This window comes from Kitasatospora sp. NPDC088548, from assembly GCF_044753005.1.
Classification (GTDB): Bacteria; Actinomycetota; Actinomycetes; order Streptomycetales; family Streptomycetaceae; genus Kitasatospora.
In genome coordinates, this window is record NZ_JBIVMI010000011.1 from 22,256 (window position 1) to 39,443 (window position 17,188).

Annotated in this window: 16 protein-coding genes; 9 read left to right on the forward strand and 7 right to left on the reverse strand. The window is 71.4% G+C overall.

Going from position 1 to position 17,188, the window contains the following annotated elements:
• Positions 1 to 177: 177 nt before the first annotated feature.
• The 7 genes from yvcK (at position 178) to ACIP82_RS16110 (ending at position 6,392) form a co-directional block, all read left to right on the forward strand.
• Positions 178 to 1,149, forward strand: coding sequence for a uridine diphosphate-N-acetylglucosamine-binding protein YvcK (gene yvcK / locus ACIP82_RS16080; RefSeq protein ID WP_400654037.1), 972 nt, complete (start codon positions 178 to 180; stop codon positions 1,147 to 1,149).
• Positions 1,140 to 2,120, forward strand: a complete 981-nt coding sequence (gene whiA / locus ACIP82_RS16085) for a DNA-binding protein WhiA (protein ID WP_148642545.1) — start codon at positions 1,140 to 1,142, stop codon at positions 2,118 to 2,120. The genes yvcK and whiA overlap by 10 nt, the downstream gene beginning before the upstream one ends.
• A 308-nt stretch (positions 2,121 to 2,428) precedes the next feature.
• Entirely contained in the window at positions 2,429 to 3,433 is a 1,005-nt protein-coding gene (gap, locus tag ACIP82_RS16090; RefSeq protein WP_400653786.1) for a type I glyceraldehyde-3-phosphate dehydrogenase, read from the forward strand.
• A 147-nt stretch (positions 3,434 to 3,580) separates the two neighbouring features.
• Positions 3,581 to 4,786 carry a phosphoglycerate kinase gene (locus ACIP82_RS16095; protein ID WP_363611958.1) on the forward strand — a complete coding sequence of 402 codons (1,206 nt, stop codon included), beginning with the start codon at positions 3,581 to 3,583 and terminating at the stop codon, positions 4,784 to 4,786.
• 4 nt (positions 4,787 to 4,790) lie between these two features.
• A complete protein-coding gene (tpiA, locus tag ACIP82_RS16100; RefSeq protein ID WP_363611960.1) occupies positions 4,791 to 5,576 on the forward strand; it encodes a triose-phosphate isomerase in 786 nt (261 codons plus the stop codon).
• Positions 5,577 to 5,663: 87 nt separating this feature from the next.
• Positions 5,664 to 5,900, forward strand: a complete 237-nt coding sequence (gene secG, locus ACIP82_RS16105; protein WP_363611962.1) for a preprotein translocase subunit SecG — start codon at positions 5,664 to 5,666, stop codon at positions 5,898 to 5,900.
• A gap of 204 nt (positions 5,901 to 6,104) precedes the next feature.
• On the forward strand, positions 6,105 to 6,392 hold the full coding sequence (locus ACIP82_RS16110; RefSeq protein ID WP_030308030.1) for an RNA polymerase-binding protein RbpA: 288 nt from the start codon (positions 6,105 to 6,107) through the stop codon (positions 6,390 to 6,392).
• Positions 6,393 to 6,472: 80 nt separating this feature from the next.
• Here the strand turns inward: ACIP82_RS16110 and pgl are convergent, their stop codons facing one another.
• From pgl to tkt, 5 genes are all read right to left on the reverse strand, one after another.
• Entirely contained in the window at positions 6,473 to 7,261 is a 789-nt protein-coding gene (pgl, locus tag ACIP82_RS16115) for a 6-phosphogluconolactonase (RefSeq protein ID WP_363611964.1), read from the reverse strand.
• Positions 7,258 to 8,418 carry a glucose-6-phosphate dehydrogenase assembly protein OpcA gene (opcA, locus tag ACIP82_RS16120; RefSeq protein WP_400653790.1) on the reverse strand — a complete coding sequence of 387 codons (1,161 nt, stop codon included), beginning with the start codon at positions 8,416 to 8,418 and terminating at the stop codon, positions 7,258 to 7,260. The genes pgl and opcA overlap by 4 nt, the downstream gene beginning before the upstream one ends.
• Entirely contained in the window at positions 8,415 to 10,004 is a 1,590-nt protein-coding gene (zwf, locus tag ACIP82_RS16125; protein ID WP_400654040.1) for a glucose-6-phosphate dehydrogenase, read from the reverse strand. The genes opcA and zwf overlap by 4 nt, the downstream gene beginning before the upstream one ends.
• A gap of 61 nt (positions 10,005 to 10,065) precedes the next feature.
• Entirely contained in the window at positions 10,066 to 11,205 is a 1,140-nt protein-coding gene (gene tal / locus ACIP82_RS16130; RefSeq protein ID WP_363611968.1) for a transaldolase, read from the reverse strand.
• Between the two features lie 99 nt (positions 11,206 to 11,304).
• Positions 11,305 to 13,404: a transketolase gene (tkt, locus tag ACIP82_RS16135; protein WP_400653792.1), complete on the reverse strand. Its 2,100-nt coding sequence runs from the start codon at positions 13,402 to 13,404 to the stop codon at positions 11,305 to 11,307.
• 476 nt (positions 13,405 to 13,880) lie between these two features.
• On the opposite strand from tkt, the gene ACIP82_RS16140 reads away from it, so the two are divergent.
• Complete coding sequence (locus ACIP82_RS16140) at positions 13,881 to 14,822, forward strand: heme o synthase (RefSeq protein WP_363611972.1); 942 nt, start codon at positions 13,881 to 13,883, stop codon at positions 14,820 to 14,822.
• Between the two features lie 79 nt (positions 14,823 to 14,901).
• On the opposite strand, the gene ACIP82_RS16145 is transcribed toward ACIP82_RS16140, so the two are convergent.
• The gene (locus ACIP82_RS16145; RefSeq protein ID WP_363611974.1) at positions 14,902 to 15,543 is read right to left on the reverse strand and encodes a DUF2461 domain-containing protein; all 642 of its coding nucleotides are present in this window, start codon (positions 15,541 to 15,543) and stop codon (positions 14,902 to 14,904) included.
• A 72-nt stretch (positions 15,544 to 15,615) separates the two neighbouring features.
• Between ACIP82_RS16145 and ACIP82_RS16150 the strand changes: the two genes are divergently transcribed.
• The gene (locus ACIP82_RS16150) at positions 15,616 to 15,951 is read left to right on the forward strand and encodes a hypothetical protein (protein WP_400653795.1); all 336 of its coding nucleotides are present in this window, start codon (positions 15,616 to 15,618) and stop codon (positions 15,949 to 15,951) included.
• Between the two features lie 120 nt (positions 15,952 to 16,071).
• On the opposite strand, the gene ACIP82_RS16155 is transcribed toward ACIP82_RS16150, so the two are convergent.
• On the reverse strand, positions 16,072 to 17,061 hold the full coding sequence (locus tag ACIP82_RS16155; protein WP_400654042.1) for a heme A synthase: 990 nt from the start codon (positions 17,059 to 17,061) through the stop codon (positions 16,072 to 16,074).
• Between the last annotated feature and the right edge of the window lie 127 nt (positions 17,062 to 17,188).

Here is a 17,188-nt window from a genome sequence, read left to right on the forward strand (position 1 = left end):
GCCGGCCCGCCGGCGGAGACCGGCGGCGGGCGAGAGGAACGCGAGGTAGGTGTGACGGGATACGTGCCCGGGCGGCAGTTTCAGAACAAGACCGCCGACCGGACGGGGGGCCCGTCGCGCACCACGGCGCCCAGTCGGCCGCGGACCAGCCCGGCCCGCACCAACCCGGCACCCAGGATCGCCGCCCTCGGCGGCGGCCAGGGCCTGTCCGCCTCGCTCTCCGCGCTGCGCCGGCTCACCACCGACCTCACCGCCGTGGTCACCGTCGCCGACGACGGCGGCTCCAGCGGGCGGCTGCGCGAGGAGCTCGGGGTGCTGCCCCCGGGGGACCTCCGCAAGGCGCTGGCCGCGCTCTGCGGGGACGACGACTGGGGCCGCACCTGGTCCGAGGTGATCCAGCAGCGCTTCACCGGCACCGGCGAGCTGGGCGGCCACGCCGTCGGCAACCTGCTGATCGTCGCGCTCTGGGAGAAGCTCGGGGACCCAGTGGCCGCCCTGGACTGGGTCGCCCGGCTGCTGAACGTCCAGGGCCGGGTGCTGCCGATGTCGGCGGTGCCACTGGACATCGAGGCGGTCGTCCGGGGCCACGACCCGGCGCGCCCGGGCGAGCTGTCCGCCGTGCGCGGCCAGGCCAGCGTCGCGGTGACGCCGGGCACGGTGCAGTCGATCCGGCTGCTGCCGGACGGGCCGCCGGCCGTCCCGGAGGCCGTCACCGCCGTCCGGGAGGCGGACTGGGTGGTGCTCGGCCCCGGCTCCTGGTTCACCAGCGTGCTGCCGCACCTGCTGGTGCCCGAGCTGGCCAAGGCGCTCACCGAGACCCGCGCCCGCCGGCTGCTCACCCTGAACCTGGCCCCGCAGCCCGGCGAGACCGAGGGCTTCACCCCGCAGCGCCACCTGGAGGTCATCGCCGACCACGCCCCCGCCCTCGCGGTGGATGCGATCCTGGTGGACGAGCGCGCCGTCAGCGGGGGCGCCTTCGGTCAGGCGGACCTGGCCGGCCTGGAGAAGGCCGCCGAGCGGATGGGCGCGGCCCTGGTGCTCGACCGGGTCGCCCGCGCCGACGGCACGCCGCGACACGACCCGGAGCTCTTGGCAGCCGCGTACGACCGGATTTTCCGGACACATGGAAGGATCGGGCCATGGCGATGACTCCAGCGGTGAAGGACGAAATCAGCCGGCTCCCGGTCACGAGGGCCTGCTGCCGCAAGGCGGAGGTGTCGGCGATCCTGCGATTCGCGGGCGGGCTCCACATCGTGAGCGGCCGCATCGTGATCGAGGCGGAGCTCGACACCGGCGCGGCGGCACGGCGACTGCGCAAGGACCTGCTGGAGATCTTCGGACACTCCTCGGACCTGGTGGTGATGGCACCCGGCGGCCTGCGGCGCGGCAGCCGCTACGTGGTCCGGGTGGTCAAGGACGGCGAGCTGCTGGCGCGGCAGACCGGCCTGGTGGACGGCCGAGGCCGCCCCATCCGGGGCCTGCCCCCGGCGGTCGTCTCCGGCGCGACCTGTGACGCCGAGGCGGCCTGGCGCGGGGCCTTCCTGGCGCACGGCTCGCTCACCGAGCCGGGCCGGTCCTCCTCGCTGGAGATCACCTGCCCCGGCTCCGAGGCGGCCCTGGCCCTGGTCGGCGCGGCCCGCCGGCTGGGCATCCCGGCCAAGGCCCGCGAGGTGCGCGGGGTGGACCGGGTGGTGATCCGCGACGGTGACGCCATCGGCGCGCTGCTGACCCGCCTGGGCGCCCATGAGTCGGTGCTGGCCTGGGAGGAGCGCCGGATGCGGCGCGAGGTGCGGGCCACCGCCAACCGTCTGGCCAACTTCGACGACGCCAACCTGCGCCGCTCGGCCCGCGCCGCCGTCGCGGCCGGCGCCCGGGTGCAGCGCGCGCTGGAGATCCTGGGCGAGGAGGTCCCCGAGCACCTGGCCGCCGCAGGCCAGCTGAGGATGCAGCACAAGCAGGCCTCGCTGGAGGAGCTGGGCGCCCTGGCCGACCCGCCGCTGACCAAGGACGCGGTGGCCGGCCGGATCCGCCGGCTGCTGGCGATGGCGGACAAGCGCGCCTCCGAGCTCGGCCTGCCCAGCACCGAGGCCAACCTGACCGACGAGATGGCGCTGAACTAGGCCTGGCCGGCCCTGATCCGGCCGGTGAAACCGACGACCGGTGCCCCTGACAGGGGGCACCGGTCGTTTCGCGTTCGAACCGAGGGGACCAAGGGCCCGGCGGGCCTCCGGAGGGCGGGACCAACTGCCCGCAAGGCCAAGGACGGAAGCCCTGACCGCGCCCTCTTGACACGCCACGCCAAGGGCTCCGGCCCGGCCTGATGTGCCCTCCCAGGCCTTGGAGAGGTAGGGTCATGGGTGGTCGGGGACATCCCAAATTTCACCCCCGTCGGCATAGCTCCGGCGTACCTAACGAGGAGATCGGTTTCGTGACGATCCGGGTAGGCATCAACGGATTCGGCCGCATTGGCCGCAACTTCTTCCGTGCGGTTCAGGCCCAGGGCGCGGACATCGAGATCGTCGGTGTCAACGACCTGACCGACACCAAGACCCTGGCGCACCTGCTCAAGTACGACTCCATCCTGGGCACCTTCCCCGGCGAGGTCTCGCACACCGAGAACAGCATCACCGTCAACGGCAAGACCTTCAAGGTCATCGCCGAGCGTGACCCGGCCAACCTGCCCTGGGGCGAGCTGGGCGTCGACATCGTCATCGAGTCGACCGGTATCTTCACCAAGGCCGAGGCTGCGAAGAAGCACGTCACCGCCGGTGCGAAGAAGGTCATCATCTCGGCGCCCGCCACCGACGAGGACGTCACCATCGTCATGGGCGTCAACGACGAGAAGTACGACGCCGCGAAGCACACCGTCATCTCCAACGCCTCCTGCACCACCAACTGCGTGGCGCCGCTGGCCAAGGTGCTGAACGAGAACTTCGGCATCGTCAAGGGTCTGATGACCACGGTGCACGCGTACACCAACGACCAGGTCACGCTGGACTTCCCGCACAAGGACCTGCGTCGCGCCCGCGCCGCCGCCCTGAACATCATCCCGACCTCCACCGGTGCCGCCAAGGCCACCGCGCTGGTGCTGCCGGAGCTGAAGGGCAAGCTGGACGGCACCTCGCTGCGCGTCCCGGTCCCGACCGGTTCGATCACCGACCTGGTCGTCACCCTGGAGCGCGAGGTCACCGTCGCGGAGGTCAACGAGGCCTTCCAGAAGGCCTCCGAGGGCTCCCTCAAGGGCATCCTGCAGTACACCGAGGACCCGATCGTCTCCTCCGACATCGTGAACTCGCCGTTCTCCACGATCTTCGACTCGCTGATGACCATGGTCCAGGGCAACCAGGTCAAGGTCTTCGGCTGGTACGACAACGAGTGGGGCTACTCGAACCGTCTCGTCAACCTGACCACCCTCGTCGGCGGCCAGCTCTGACGCAGCGGGAGCTGACGTGATGTAGGGGTGAGGGCCCGGACGGCGTGTGCGGCCATCCGGGCCCTCGCTCTGCGCTCCCTCACCCCTCGGCGGCCCGGTGCAGTGCCGCCCCTCTGCACCACATCTCCCCAGGAGACCCGGAGACCTGTGAAGACCATCGAAGACCTCGACGTCGTCGGCAAGCGCGTGTTCGTCCGTGCGGACCTGAACGTCCCGCTGTCCGACGGCACGATCACCGACGACGGCCGGATCCGCGCCGTCGCCCCGACCATCGCCAAGCTCGTCGAGCGCGGTGCGAAGGTCGTCGTCGCCTCCCACCTCGGCCGCCCCAAGGGCGAGCCGGACCCGCAGTTCTCCCTCGCACCGGTGGCCGTCCGCCTTGGTGAGATCCTCGGCCGGTCGGTGTCCTTCGCGACCGACACCGTGGGCGAGAGCGCGAAGGCCACCGTCGCCGCCCTGGCCGACGGCGAGGTCACGCTGCTCGAGAACCTGCGCTTCAACGCCGGTGAGACCAGCAAGGACGACGCCGAGCGCGGCGCCTTCGCCGACCGGCTGGCCGAGCTGGCCGACCTGTACGTCGGCGACGGCTTCGGCGCGGTGCACCGCAAGCACGCCTCGGTGTACGACCTGCCGGCCCGCCTGCCGCACGCCGTCGGCGACCTGATCGCCACCGAGGTGGGCGTGCTCAAGCGCCTCACCGAGGAGGTCGAGCGCCCGTACGTGGTCGTGCTCGGCGGCTCCAAGGTGTCCGACAAGGTCGGCGTGATCGACAACCTGCTCGGCAAGGCCGACCGCATCCTGATCGGCGGCGGCATGGCGTACACCTTCCTCGCGGCCCAGGGCCACGAGGTCGGCATCTCGCTGCTGCAGAAGGACCAGATCCCGACGGTCCTGGACTACCTGAAGCGCGGCGAGGAGAACGGCGTCGAGTTCGTGGTGCCGGTGGACGTCGCCATCTCCGGGAGCTTCCCGGACACCAGGACGCACGCCCCGGTCGAGGACTTCGAGATCGTCGACGCGGACAAGATCCCCGCCGACAAGGAGGGCCTGGACATCGGCCCGAAGACCCGCGAGCTGTTCGCGGCGAAGCTGGCCGACGCCCGGACGGTGTTCTGGAACGGTCCGGTGGGCGTCTTCGAGCACCCGGCCTTCGCCGAGGGCACCAAGGCCGTCGCGCAGGCCCTGCTCGACAGCGACGCGTTCACCGTGGTCGGTGGCGGCGACTCCGCCGCGGCCGTCCGCATCCTGGGCTTCGACGAAACGAAGTTCGGGCACATCTCGACCGGCGGTGGCGCCAGCCTTGAGTACCTGGAGGGCAAGACCCTTCCCGGTCTCGCCGCCCTGGAAGGCTGAGGCAATGACTGAGCGTCTCCCGCTGATGGCGGGCAACTGGAAGATGAACCTCAACCACCTTGAGGCCATCCAGCACACCCAGAAGCTGGCCTTCGCGCTGGCCGACAAGGACTACCAGGCCGTCGAGGTCGCCGTCCTGGTGCCGTTCACCGATCTGCGCTCGGTGCAGACCCTGGTCGACGGCGACAAGCTGAAGATCAAGTACGGCTCGCAGGACATCTCGAAGCACGACTCCGGTGCGTACACCGGTGAGGTCTCGGGCCCGATGCTGTCCAAGCTGAAGTGCACCTACGCGGTGATCGGCCACTCGGAGCGCCGGCAGTACCACGGCGAGAACGAGGAGATCGTCAACGCCAAGGTCAAGGCCGCCTACCGCAGCGGGATCACCCCGATCCTGTGCATCGGCGAGCCGCTGGAGATCCGCAAGGCCGGCACCCACGTCGAGTACACCCTGGCCCAGCTCGACGGCGGCCTGCAGGACGTCCCGGCCGACCAGGCCGAGTCGATCGTGGTCGCCTACGAGCCGGTCTGGGCGATCGGCACCGGCGAGGTGGCCACCCCGGAGGACGCCCAGGAGGTCTGCGCGGCCATCCGTCGGCGGATCGCCGAGCTGTACAGCGCCGAGCTGGCCGACAAGGTCCGTGTGCTGTACGGCGGTTCGGTCAAGTCCTCCAGTGCGGCCGGCCTGATGGCCAAGCCGGACATCGACGGCGGCCTGATCGGCGGTGCCTCCCTGGACGCCGACGAGTTCGTCAAGATCGTGCGCTACCGTGACCAGGCAGTAGGCTAACGCCGCCGCAGCAACGTAGGCTTTGGGGCCGGACCGCCGTACGCGGCCCGGCCCCTTCGCCGAAGATACGAGAGAGTTGGTCCCGTCGTGGTTATCGGGTTCTCGATTGCCCTGATCATCTTCAGCCTGCTGATGATCCTCCTGGTGCTGCTGCACAAGGGGAAGGGCGGCGGCCTGTCCGACATGTTCGGTGGCGGCGCGATGTCCACCGGTGGCGGTTCGGCGGTGGCCGAGCGCAACCTCGACCGCATCACGATCATCGTCGGCGGCGCCTGGTTCGCCTGCATCATCGTGCTCGGCCTGGTGCTGAAGTACAAGAGCTGAGGTATTCCTGACGCCCCGTCGCCCCAGCGCCTATCCTGGGAGCGGCCGGGGCGGATGCGGTGGTGGTGGAACCTTAACTGCTGCTTACACTAGGACGACTTCGCCACCGACGCGCACCGCGGCGGGTCGGCGCACCAGCACGCAGGGAGTCAGACCGTGGCAAGTGGCAATGCCATCCGTGGCAGCAGGGTCGGAGCCGGCCCGATGGGCGAGGCGGAGCGCGGCGAGTCCGCCCCGCGCAACCGGATCTCCTTCTGGTGTGCCAACAAGCACGAGACCCGCCCGAGCTTCGCCGCCGAGGCCGTCATCCCGGACACCTGGGACTGCCCGCGCTGTGGCTTTCCGGCCGGTCAGGACGAGCACAACCCACCGGCTCCCTCGCGCAACGAGCCGTACAAGACCCACCTCGCCTACGTCCGCGAGCGGCGCACCGACGCCGACGGCGAGGCGATCCTCGCCGAGGCGCTGGCCAAGCTGCGCGGCGAGATCTGAGCCCGGGGCCGGTACCCGGTCCAACGCCGAAGGGCGTCACCGTCGAACGGTGACGCCCTTCGGCGTTTCCTGCCCGGCCGTCAGGCCGAGGCGGGCGGGTACAGCTGCGGCGGGATCTGCGCCGCCGCGGCGCGGTCGAGCAGCCACAGGGTGCGGCCCCGCCCGTACGCGCCGGAGGCGGGCGCCTGGATCTCGCCGGGGCCGGACAGCGCCACCGCGACGGCGTCGGCCTTGTCCTCGCCCGCCGCCAGCAGCCAGACCTCGCGGGCCTCCCGGATGGCCGGGAGGCTGAGCGAGATCCGGGTCGGCGGGGGCTTGGGCGCACCGCGGACGCCGATCACCGTCAGCTCGGTCTCCCGTACGCCCGGGTGCTCGGGGAACAGCGAGGCGACATGGGTGTCCGGGCCGACGCCGAGCAGCAGCACGTCGAAGCAGGGCACGCCGAGCCGGTCGCCCGGCCCGGCGGCCTTCGCCAGCTCCTCGGCGTAGCGGGCCGCGGCGGCCTCCACGTCCGAGCCGTCCACGCCGTCCGAAGCGGGCATCTCGTGCACCCGCGCCGGGTCGAGCGGAACGGCGTCCAGCAGCTCCGCGCGGGCCTGGACGGCGTTGCGCTCGGGGTCCTGGGAGGGCACGAAACGCTCGTCGCCCCACCAGAGGTCCAGCCGGGCCCAGTCGACCGCGTCCCGGGCCGGGGAGGCGGCGATGGCGGCCAGCAGGGCGTTCCCGTTGCGCCCGCCGGTGAGCACCACCGAGGCGGTGCCGCGGGCGGCCTGGGCGTCCACGATCCGGGTGATCAGCCGGGCCGCGGCCGCCTGCGCCATCAGCTCCTTGTCCCGGTGGACGACCAGCTGCGGGGTGGCGGCGGTCACGAGTCGCTCCGCTTGGTGGTGCGCTTGGCCGCCTTGGCGGGGGCCTTCTTCGCCGCCGCAGGCTCCGCGGCCGGGGCCGCGCTCTCCGCAAACGCTTCCTCCGCAGCCGCCTTCTCCGCGGTGAGCACCGCGGCCGTCACCCGGGCCGGGTTGGCGACGGTGGCCTCGGCGACGGTGGCCTCGGCGATCGCGTGGGCGACCTTCTCGGCCGCCGCCGTCTCGGCGTTGGCCGGCTCGCGCAGCCGCTCCACGGGGGTGCGTACGGCCGTGGCGTAGATGTCGTCCGGGTCGAGCCGGCGCAGCTCCTCGGCGATCAGCTCGGACGTCTCACGACGCTTGAGCGCCACCTGGCGGTCCGGGGAGCCGGGCATCGAGAGGGTGCCCATCAGGCCGTCCGGGCGGTCCAGGGTGATGTCCCCGTCCGCGGTGCGCAGGTGCACCGCGGTGATGCCGGGGCCGCCGGTGACGACCCGCTCGACCGGCACGTGCAGCCGGTTGTGCAGCCAGAGGCCGAGCAGTTCCACGCTGGGGTTGTAGGACTCGCCCTCGACCACCGCGGAGGTGATCCTGGCGGGCCGCTGGTCCAGCGCGGCGGCCAGCATCGAGCGCCAGCCGGTGATCCTGGTCCAGGCCAGGTCGGTGTCGCCCGGGGTGTAGCTCTGGGCCCGCTGGGCGAGCTGGCCGACCGGGGACTCGGCGGTGACGGCGTCGGTGATCCGGCGCTGGGCGATCGAGCCCAGCGGGTCCTGCGCGGGGTGCGCGGGGGAGTTCTCGGGCCACCAGACCACCACCGGGGCGTCCGGCAGCAGCAGCGGCAGGACGACCGACTGGGCGTGCGCGACGAGCTCGCCGTGCATGCGCAGGATGACCGTCTCGCCGGAGCCGGCGTCCGAGCCAGCCAGGATCTCGGCGTCCAGACGGGTCTCGGCGCGGGCCCGGGGCGAACGCCCGGCGCGCTTGATGACCGCCAGGGTGCGCGAGGGGTGCTCGCGGGAGGCGTCGTTGGCGGCCTTGAGGGCGTCGTACGCGCTGCCCTCGTCGGTCACGATCACCAGGGTGAGCACCATGCCGGCGGCGGTGGAGCCGCTGATCCGGCGCGCCTCCATCAGGGCTGCGTTGATCTTGCTGGACGTGGTGTCCGTGAGGTCGATCTTCATGGCCGGCGCCAGCTCCTGCCGTCTCGTGCGAGCATCTCGTCCGCCTCGGCGGGGCCCCAGGTCCCGGCCGGGTACTGGGCGGGCCTGCCGTGGGTGTCCCAGTACCGCTCGATCGGGTCGAGGATCTGCCAGGAGAGCTCGACCTCCTGGTGGCGCGGGAACAGGTTGGCGTCGCCGAGCAGCACGTCGAGGATGAGCCGCTCGTACGCCTCCGGGCTGGACTCGGTGAAGGACTCGCCGTAGGCGAAGTCCATCGTGACGTCGCGGACCTCGAAGGAGGTGCCCGGCACCTTGGAGCCGAACCGCACCGTCACGCCCTCGTCCGGCTGGACCCGGATGACCAGGGCGTTCTGCCCCAGCTCCTCGGTCGCGTAGGAGTCGAACGGCAGGTACGGGGCGCGCTGGAAGACCACCGCGATCTCGGTGACCCGGCGGCCGAGCCGCTTGCCGGTGCGCAGGTAGAACGGCACACCCGCCCAGCGGCGGTTGTTGATCTCCAGCTTGATGGCCGCGTAGGTGTCGGTCTTGGAGTCCGGGTCGATGCCGTCCTCGTCGAGGTAGCCGCCGACCTCCTCGCCGCCCTGCCAGCCGGCCGCGTACTGGCCGCGCACGGTGTGCCGGCCGAGGTCGGTCGGGAGCTTGACGGCGCTGAGCACCTTGAGCTTCTCGGCCACCAGCGCCTTGGGGTGGAAGGACGCGGGCTCCTCGATGGCGGTGAGCGCCATCAGCTGCAGCAGGTGGTTCTGGATGACGTCCCGGGCCGAGCCGATGCCGTCGTAGTAGCCGGCGCGGCCGCCGATGCCGATGTCCTCGGCCATCGTGATCTGGACGTGGTCGACGTACGACCGGTTCCAGATCGGCTCGAACATCTGGTTGGCGAAGCGCAGCGCCAGGATGTTCTGGACGGTCTCCTTGCCCAGGTAGTGGTCGATCCGGAAGACCTCGTCCCGGGGGAAGACCTCGTGGACGATCCGGTTCAGCTCCTGGGCGCTCTCCAGGTCGTGGCCGAAGGGCTTCTCGATGACGGCGCGCCGCCAGGAAGCCCTGCTGGGCCCCTCCTGCCCGTTGGCGGGCGAGGAGGGCGGATCGGCCAGACCGTGCTTCTTCAGCTGCTGGACGACGGTCGGGAAGAACTTCGGCGGGACGGAGAGGTAGAAGGCGAAGTTGCCGCCGGTGCCCTGCGCCTTGTCCAGCTCCTCGATGGTCTCGCGGAGCTTGTCGAAGGCGTCGTCGTCGTCGAAGGTGCCGTGGACGAAGCGCATGCCCTTGGCGAGCTGCTGCCAGACCTCTTCGCGGAACGGGGTCCGGGCGTGGTCCCGGACGGCGTCGTGGACCTCCTTGGCGAAGTCCTCGTCGTCCCACTCGCGCCGGGCGAAGCCGACGAGCGAGAAGCCCGGCGGCAGCAGACCGCGGTTGGCCAGGTCGTAGATGGCCGGCATCAGCTTCTTGCGGGACAGGTCGCCGGTGACTCCGAAGATGACCAGACCGGACGGCCCCGCGATGCGCGGGAGCCGTCGGTCGGCGGGGTCACGAAGCGGGTTGACGGGGGCCGGCGGACCATCGCCGGCGTCCGATTCGGACGTCAACTCGGGGTAGTCAGTGCTCACTGAAGGGGCTCCGCTTTCGTGCGCTGGCTGTGAGCGGGGGTCACTTCTCGTCGGCGAAGGAGGCGAGCGAGGCGGTGACGGTGTCGAGCAGCTCGTTCCAGGACTGCTCGAACTTCTCGACGCCCTCGTCCTCCAGCACCTGGACCACGTCGTCGTAGTCCACGCCGGCGGCGGCGATGGCGTCCATCACGGCCTTGGCGTCGGCGTAGTTGGGGACGATGGTGCCGCCGGTGATCACGCCGTGGTCGCCGGTGGCGTTCAGGGTGGCCTCGGGCATGGTGTTGACGGTGCCCGGGGCGACCAGCTCGGTGACGTACAGGGTGTCCGGCAGGGCCGGGTCCTTGACGCCGGTGGAGGCCCAGAGCGGGCGCTGCGGCTTGGCGCCGGCGGCCTCCAGGGCCGTCCAGCGGTCGCTGCCGGCGGTCTTGCCGTCGACGCTGCCGAAGACCTCCTCGTACGCCTGGTATGCGAGGCGGGCGTTGGCCAGGGCGGCCTTGGAACGCAGCTGCCGGGCCTCGCCGCCGATCTTGTCGAGGCGCTTGTCGATCTCGGTGTCCACGCGGGAGACGAAGAAGGAGGCGACCGACTCGATCTGGGAGAGGTCCAGGCCCTTGGCCTTGGCGGCCTCCAGGCCGGTCAGGTAGGCGTCGATGACCGCGCGGTAGCGCTCCAGCGAGAAGATCAGCGTGACGTTGACGCTGATGCCCTTGCCGATGACCTCGGCGATCGCGGGCAGACCGGCCTTGGTGGCGGGGATCTTGATGAACACGTTCGGGCGGTCGACCAGCCACCACAGCTGCTTGGCCTCGGCGATGGTGGCGGCGGTCTCGTGGGCCAGCCGCGGGTCGACCTCGATGGAGACCCGGCCGTCGCGGCCGTTGGAGGCGTCGTAGACCGGGCGCAGCACGTCGGCGGCGTCGCGCACGTCCGAGGTGGTGATCATGCGGACGGCCTCGTCGGTGGTGACCTTGCGGACGGCGAGGTCGCGCAGCTGGCCGTCGTAGGAGCTGTCGCCGCCGCCGATGGCCTTCTGGAAGATGGTGGGGTTGGTCGTGACACCCACCACGTGCTTGTTCTGCACCAGCTCGGCGAGGTTGCCGGTGTTCAGCCGCTTGCGGCTGAGGTCGTCCAGCCAGATCGCCACGCCTTCGTCGCTGAGGCGCTTCAGTGCGTCAGTCATGGTGCTTCAGTCCTTACTTCTCTTTGTCTGTCTGTCTGTGGGGTCGTCAGACCGGCCGGGGGGCCCGATGTGCGGTCGGGCACCCCCGGCCAAGGGCCGTCAGCGGTTGACGGCCTCGAGCGAGCGCAGCGCGTTGTGCGCCTCGGCCACCACGGCCTCGGCGGTCAGGCCGAACTCCTGGAACAGCACCTTGTAGTCGGCGGAGGCGCCGAAGCGCTCCAGCGAGACGATCCGGCCGTGGTCGCCGACCAGCTCGCGCCAGCCCTGGGCGATGCCGGCCTCGACCGACACCCGGGCCTTGACGGTGGGCGGCAGCACGCTGTCGCGGTAGGCCTGGTCCTGCTCCTGGAACCACTCGAAGGACGGCACCGAGACCACGCGGGTCGCGATGCCCTCCGCCTCCAGGACCTCGCGGGCCTTGACGGCCAGCTGGACCTCGGAACCGGTGCCGAGCAGGATCACCTGCGGGACGCCGTTGGAGGCCTCGGCCAGGATGTAGCCGCCCTTCGCGGTGCCCTCGGCGGAGGCGAACACCTCGCGGTCGAAGGTCGGGACGTTCTGGCGGGTGAGCGCCAGGCCGACCGGGCCGGGGTGGCTGGTCTGCCGCTCGATGACGGTGCGCCAGGCGACGGCCGTCTCGTTGGCGTCGGCCGGGCGGACGATGGACAGGCCCGGGATGGCGCGCAGCGAGGCCAGGTGCTCCACCGGCTGGTGGGTCGGGCCGTCCTCGCCGAGGCCGATCGAGTCGTGCGTCCAGACGTAGGTGACCGGCAGCTTCATCAGCGCGGCCAGGCGGACGGCCGGGCGCATGTAGTCGGCGAAGACCAGGAAGGTGCCGCCGAACACGCGGGTCCGGCCGTGCAGCGCGATGCCGTTCATGGTCGAGCCCATGGCGTGCTCGCGGATGCCGAAGTGGATCGTCCGGCCGTACGGGCTGGCGCTCTTCAGCGGGTTGCCCTCGGGGAGGAAGGAGCTCTCCTCGTCGATGGTGGTGAGGTTGGACTCCGCGAGGTCGGCCGAGCCGCCCCACAGCTCCGGGATCACCGCGCCGAGCGCCTTGAGGGTCTCGCCACTGGCCTTGCGGGTGGCGACCTCCTTGCCGGACTCGAAGACCGGGACGGACTTCTTCCAGCTCTCGGGCAGCTCGCCGGCCTGGATGCGGTCGAACTCGGCGGCGCGCTGCGGGTGGGCGGCGCGCCAGGCGTTGAACGACTGCTCCCACTCGCCGCGGGCGGCCTTGCCGCGCTTGATCACCAGGCGGGCGTGCTCGATGACCTTGTCGCTGACCTCGAAGGTCTTCTCCGGGTCGAAGCCCAGGACCTTCTTGGTGGCGGCGATCTCGGCGGCACCGAGCGCGGAGCCGTGCGCCTTGGCGGTGTTCTGCGCGTCCGGGGCGGGCCAGGCGATGATGGTGCGCATCGCGATGATCGACGGGCGGGAGGTCTCGGCCCTGGCCGCGTCCAGCGCCTCGGCGAGGGCGGCCACGTCGATGTCGCCGTTGGACCTCGGGGTGACCCGCTGAACGTGCCAGCCGTACGCCTCGTAGCGCTTGAGGACGTCCTCGGAGAAGGCCGTCTCGGTGTCGCCCTCGATCGAGATGTGGTTGTCGTCGTAGAGCGCGACCAGGTTGCCGAGCTTCTGGTGGCCGGCGAGCGAGGAGGCCTCGGCGGAGATGCCCTCCTCCAGGTCGCCGTCGGAGACGATGGCCCAGATGGTGTGGTCGAAGGGGGACTCGCCGGCCGGGGCGTCCGGGTCGAACAGACCGCGCTCGAAACGGGCGGCCATCGCCATGCCCACGGCGTTGGCGATGCCCTGGCCGAGCGGGCCGGTGGTGGTCTCGACGCCCGCGGTGTGGCCGTGCTCGGGGTGGCCCGGGGTGCGGCTGCCGGCGACCCGGAAGGCCTTGAGGTCGTCCAGCTCCAGGCCGTAGCCGGAGAAGTAGAGCTGGGTGTAGAGGGTCAGGCTGGTGTGCCCGGGGGAGAGGACGAAGCGGTCGCGCCCCACCCAGGCCGGGTCGGTCGGGTCGTGGCGCAGGAAGCGCTGGAAGATCAGGTACGCCGCGGGGGCCAGCGACATGGCCGTCCCGGGGTGTCCGTTGCCGACCTTCTGGACCGCGTCCATGGCCAGCACACGGGCAGTGTCCACCGTCCGCTCGTCCAGCTCGGACCACTCGAATGCATTCGTCGGCGTCGTGCTCACCCTGTCTCAGGGCTCCTTCCGTTGTGAAGAGTGACCCCGTGAAGGGGACCGGGTCGGCCACGTCGCTGTGGCCCGACGCTTGGGTGGTGCCGGTCACGGAGGGTAGATCCCGCTTCTTCGTGCGAGCCTACCGTCCGGGCCGGGGCTCACCCTCCGTGGTTGCACAACCCACGTGTCCGGGCCACCATTCCCCGTCCGGGTGGACAGAGTCTTTGTCCAGCCTCGCCCAGGTTCGGGCGGTTTGCCTCCCCGGCGCGCGGACGGGGGAGTTCCGGCCTCCGGAGGGCCGCGGAGGCATCCGTCCAGGCCACCGCGGCGGGGTTCACCCGGGGGTGTGCGATCCGCCCCGCCGGGGGACCCCGGAGCCGGTGGGGAGATATGGAGCGTCTAAGGTGGCGTGGTACGCGCAGGGCGGACGATTCGGGAACTTTGTTCCGGTGGACGCCTGCGAAGGTTCATCTTCAGTTGGGGTGTTAGTGACCGCCGTCGAATCCCGTCCCGCCGGGGTCACCGGGGCGACGCCTGCGCACCGGCCGTTCGGGGCCCGTGTCGGCGCATTCGTCGCTCTGACCAAGCCTCGGATCATCGAACTGCTGCTGATCACCACCGTGCCGGTGATGTTCCTGGCGCAGCGCGGTGTTCCGGATCCGCTGCTGGTGCTGGAGGTCGTCATCGGCGGCTACCTCTCGGCGGGCGGTGCCAACGCGCTGAACATGTACATCGACCGCGACATCGACGCGGTGATGTCGCGGACCGAGCGGCGGCCGCTGGTCACCGGCATGGTGTCGCCGCGCGAGGCGCTGGTCTTCGGCATCGCGCTGGCGATCGGCTCCACGGTCTGGCTGGCCTACTTCGTCAATGCGCTGTCGTCGCTGCTGGCGCTGTCGGCGCTGCTGTTCTACGTCTTCGTCTACACGCTCGGCCTGAAGCGGCGCACCGCGCAGAACATCGTCTGGGGCGGGATCGCCGGCTGCATGCCGGTGTTCGTCGGCTGGGCGGCGGTCACCAACTCGGTGTCCTGGTCGGCGCTGGTGCTCTTCCTGGTCATCTTCTTCTGGACGCCGCCGCACTACTGGCCGCTGTCGATGAAGGTGCGCGAGGACTACGAGCGGGCCGGCGTGCCGATGCTGCCGGTGATCAAGGGCAACCTGGCGGTCGCCAAGCAGATCGTCATCTACTCCTGGGTCATGGTCGCCGTCTCGCTGGCGCTGTGGCCGCTGGCGGAGACCAGCTGGCTGTACCCCGTCTCGGCGGTGCTGCTGGGCGCGGCCTGGCTGAAGGAGGCGCACGGGCTGTACGCCCGCGCCAAGGCCGGGGTGGTGGGCGCCAAGCTGAAGGAGATGCGCCTGTTCCACTGGTCGATCACCTATCTGACGCTGCTGTTCGTGGTGATCGCGGTGGATCCGTTCGTGAAGTAGAAGTAGGAGCCGCACCCGAAGGGCCCCGGTCGTCGACCGGGGCCCTTCGGCGTTCTTGTGCGGCCGTTCGGCGGCCCGTTCAGCGGCGCGGCAGACCACTCGGCCCGACGTGGCCGTCCAGCCAGTCCTTGAGGGGCTGGGAGGCGCGCAGGAAGCCGGTGATCCGGCGGTGGGCGGCCCGGGTGCCGAGCCACTCGGCGGGCGGCCACTCCTGCCAGGCGATCAGCCCCTTGTGGCGCAGCAGCTCGATCCTGGGGTGGTCCCTGGGGTAGCCGCGCGGGGCGGACTTCAGGCTGTCCCGGCCGACGACCTGGGGGCCGGCCGCGCGGACCCGGGCGATCACCCGCTCCAGCTCGGCGCCGCCGACGTCCTCGGCGACGGCCGCCCGGTAGCGCTCCAACTGGTCGGCCGCCAGCTGGTAGAGGCCGTTGCCGCAGGCCAGGCCGTCGGCGGAGAGCTGGATGTAGCCGCCGGCCGCCAGATGGGCGCCGATGTGGGTCTTGTACGGGGACTTGTCGGCGCTGAACCGGACGTCGCGGTTGGGCCGGAAGATCTTTCCCGGTCCGAACTCGGGTTCCAGCTCGGCCAGCAGCCGCTCCATCGGCTCGCGGACGGCCTGCTCGTACCGGGCCTTGTGGGACTGCCAGAAGGTCTTGGAGTTGTCGGCCTCCAGGTGCTCGTAGAAGTCGAGCGCCTCGGCCGGCCAGCCTTGGAAGGTCACCGTTCCAGTATGTGGCCCGGTGCACAGTCCGCTCCCGTCGCCAGCTCCGCTACCGATGGGTAGCATGCGGGCATGAGCAGCGCAGAGACCGCCACCACCGCCGCGCCGGACGCCCGCGCCAAGCGCCGCGCCAAGCGCATCGCCAAGCACCTCAGCAGCTTCGCCCGGCAGCACGGCGGCAGCGCCGACGGCGTCGTCGAGTACATGGGCTCCATCGGCACCCGGATCGTGGTGGTCGGCGCGGACGGCGCCTGGGGCGACCAGGTCGCCCCGAGCTACGCCGTCGGGCGCCGGGCCGCCGAACTGGCCGGGGTGACCCTGCACGACAGCTTCGAGGGCGAGCTGGGCCTCCGGGTGAAGACCGGCCCGTACGAGTGGAAGCGGATGGCCGGCATCCAGCTCGGCTGATCCCGCGTACGGCGACTGATCCCGCGTACGGCGACGGCCCGGCCCCCCGCTTCGGGGGGACCGGGCCGTACTGCCGTTCCGGCCGCTCGCCGTCCGCCTGTCGTCCGCCTGTCGTCCGCCTCAGACCGTGGCGGCCTGCGGGGCCTGGGTCTGGGTCTGGGCCGGCAGCGGGGTGGCGGGCGCGTCCTCGCGGACCCGCAGCGCCAGCGGGATGCGCAGCGCGGCGATCCAGGTCAGCGTGGCGCCCAGCATGTGCAGGCCGACCAGGATCTCCGGCACGTCGGTGAAGTACTGGACGAAGCCGAGCACGCCCTGGACCAGCAGCACCGCGAACAGCTCGCGGGCCCGGGCGCGGGCGGCCGGCGGGGCCTTCACGGCGGCGAAGACGAAGATCACCGCGATCGCCAGGCCGACCGAGACGAACGCCAGGTCGGCGTGGACCTGGGTGAGCCGGTCGTAGTCGATCGGGATCCGGGGGACGAGCTTGTTGTCCTTGGGCGTCCCCGGGTGGTGGCCTGCGCCGGTCACCAGCGTCCCGGCCGCCACCAGCAGGCCGATCACGGTGACCAGGACGTGCGACAGCTGGACGATCGGGCGGGCCACCGCCGGCCGCGGCGGGCCGTCGCCCTCCTTCGTCCGCTCCCACATCAGCAGCGCGACCCAGACCAGGCCCATCGCGGCGATCAGGTGCAGCGCCACCGTGTACGGGTTGAGGCCGGTCAGCACGGTGATGCCGCCGAGCACGGCGTTGCTCATCACCAGCCAGAACTGCGCCCAGCCCAGCTTGGTCAGGCTGCGCCGCCAGGGCCGGTGACAGCGGGCGGCCAGGATCGCCCAGCCGACCGCGGCGCTCAGCACATAGGTGAGCATCCGGTTGGTGAACTCGACGATGCCGTGGAAGCCCATCTCGGGCGTCGGCGTCAGGCTCTCGTCGGTACAGCGGGGCCAGGTGGTGCAGCCGAGGCCGGAGGCGGTGAGCCGGACGGCGCCGCCGGTCACGACGATCACCACGCTCATCACCAGCGCGGTGAACGCGGCGCGCCGGACCATGGCGGCGGACGGCTGCCAGCGTTCGGCGAGCAGGGAGAAGGGGGTACGCACGGGGTCAATCGTAGGCGGCCTTACAGGCGATCTTGGGGCGGGGCGGTGCCGCGCGGCCGGTTCTTTCCGGGTTTGCCTTCGAGGCAAGGCCGGTGGGCGCAAACGGGACTGTTCGGACATGGTGGTCATTGGTCTT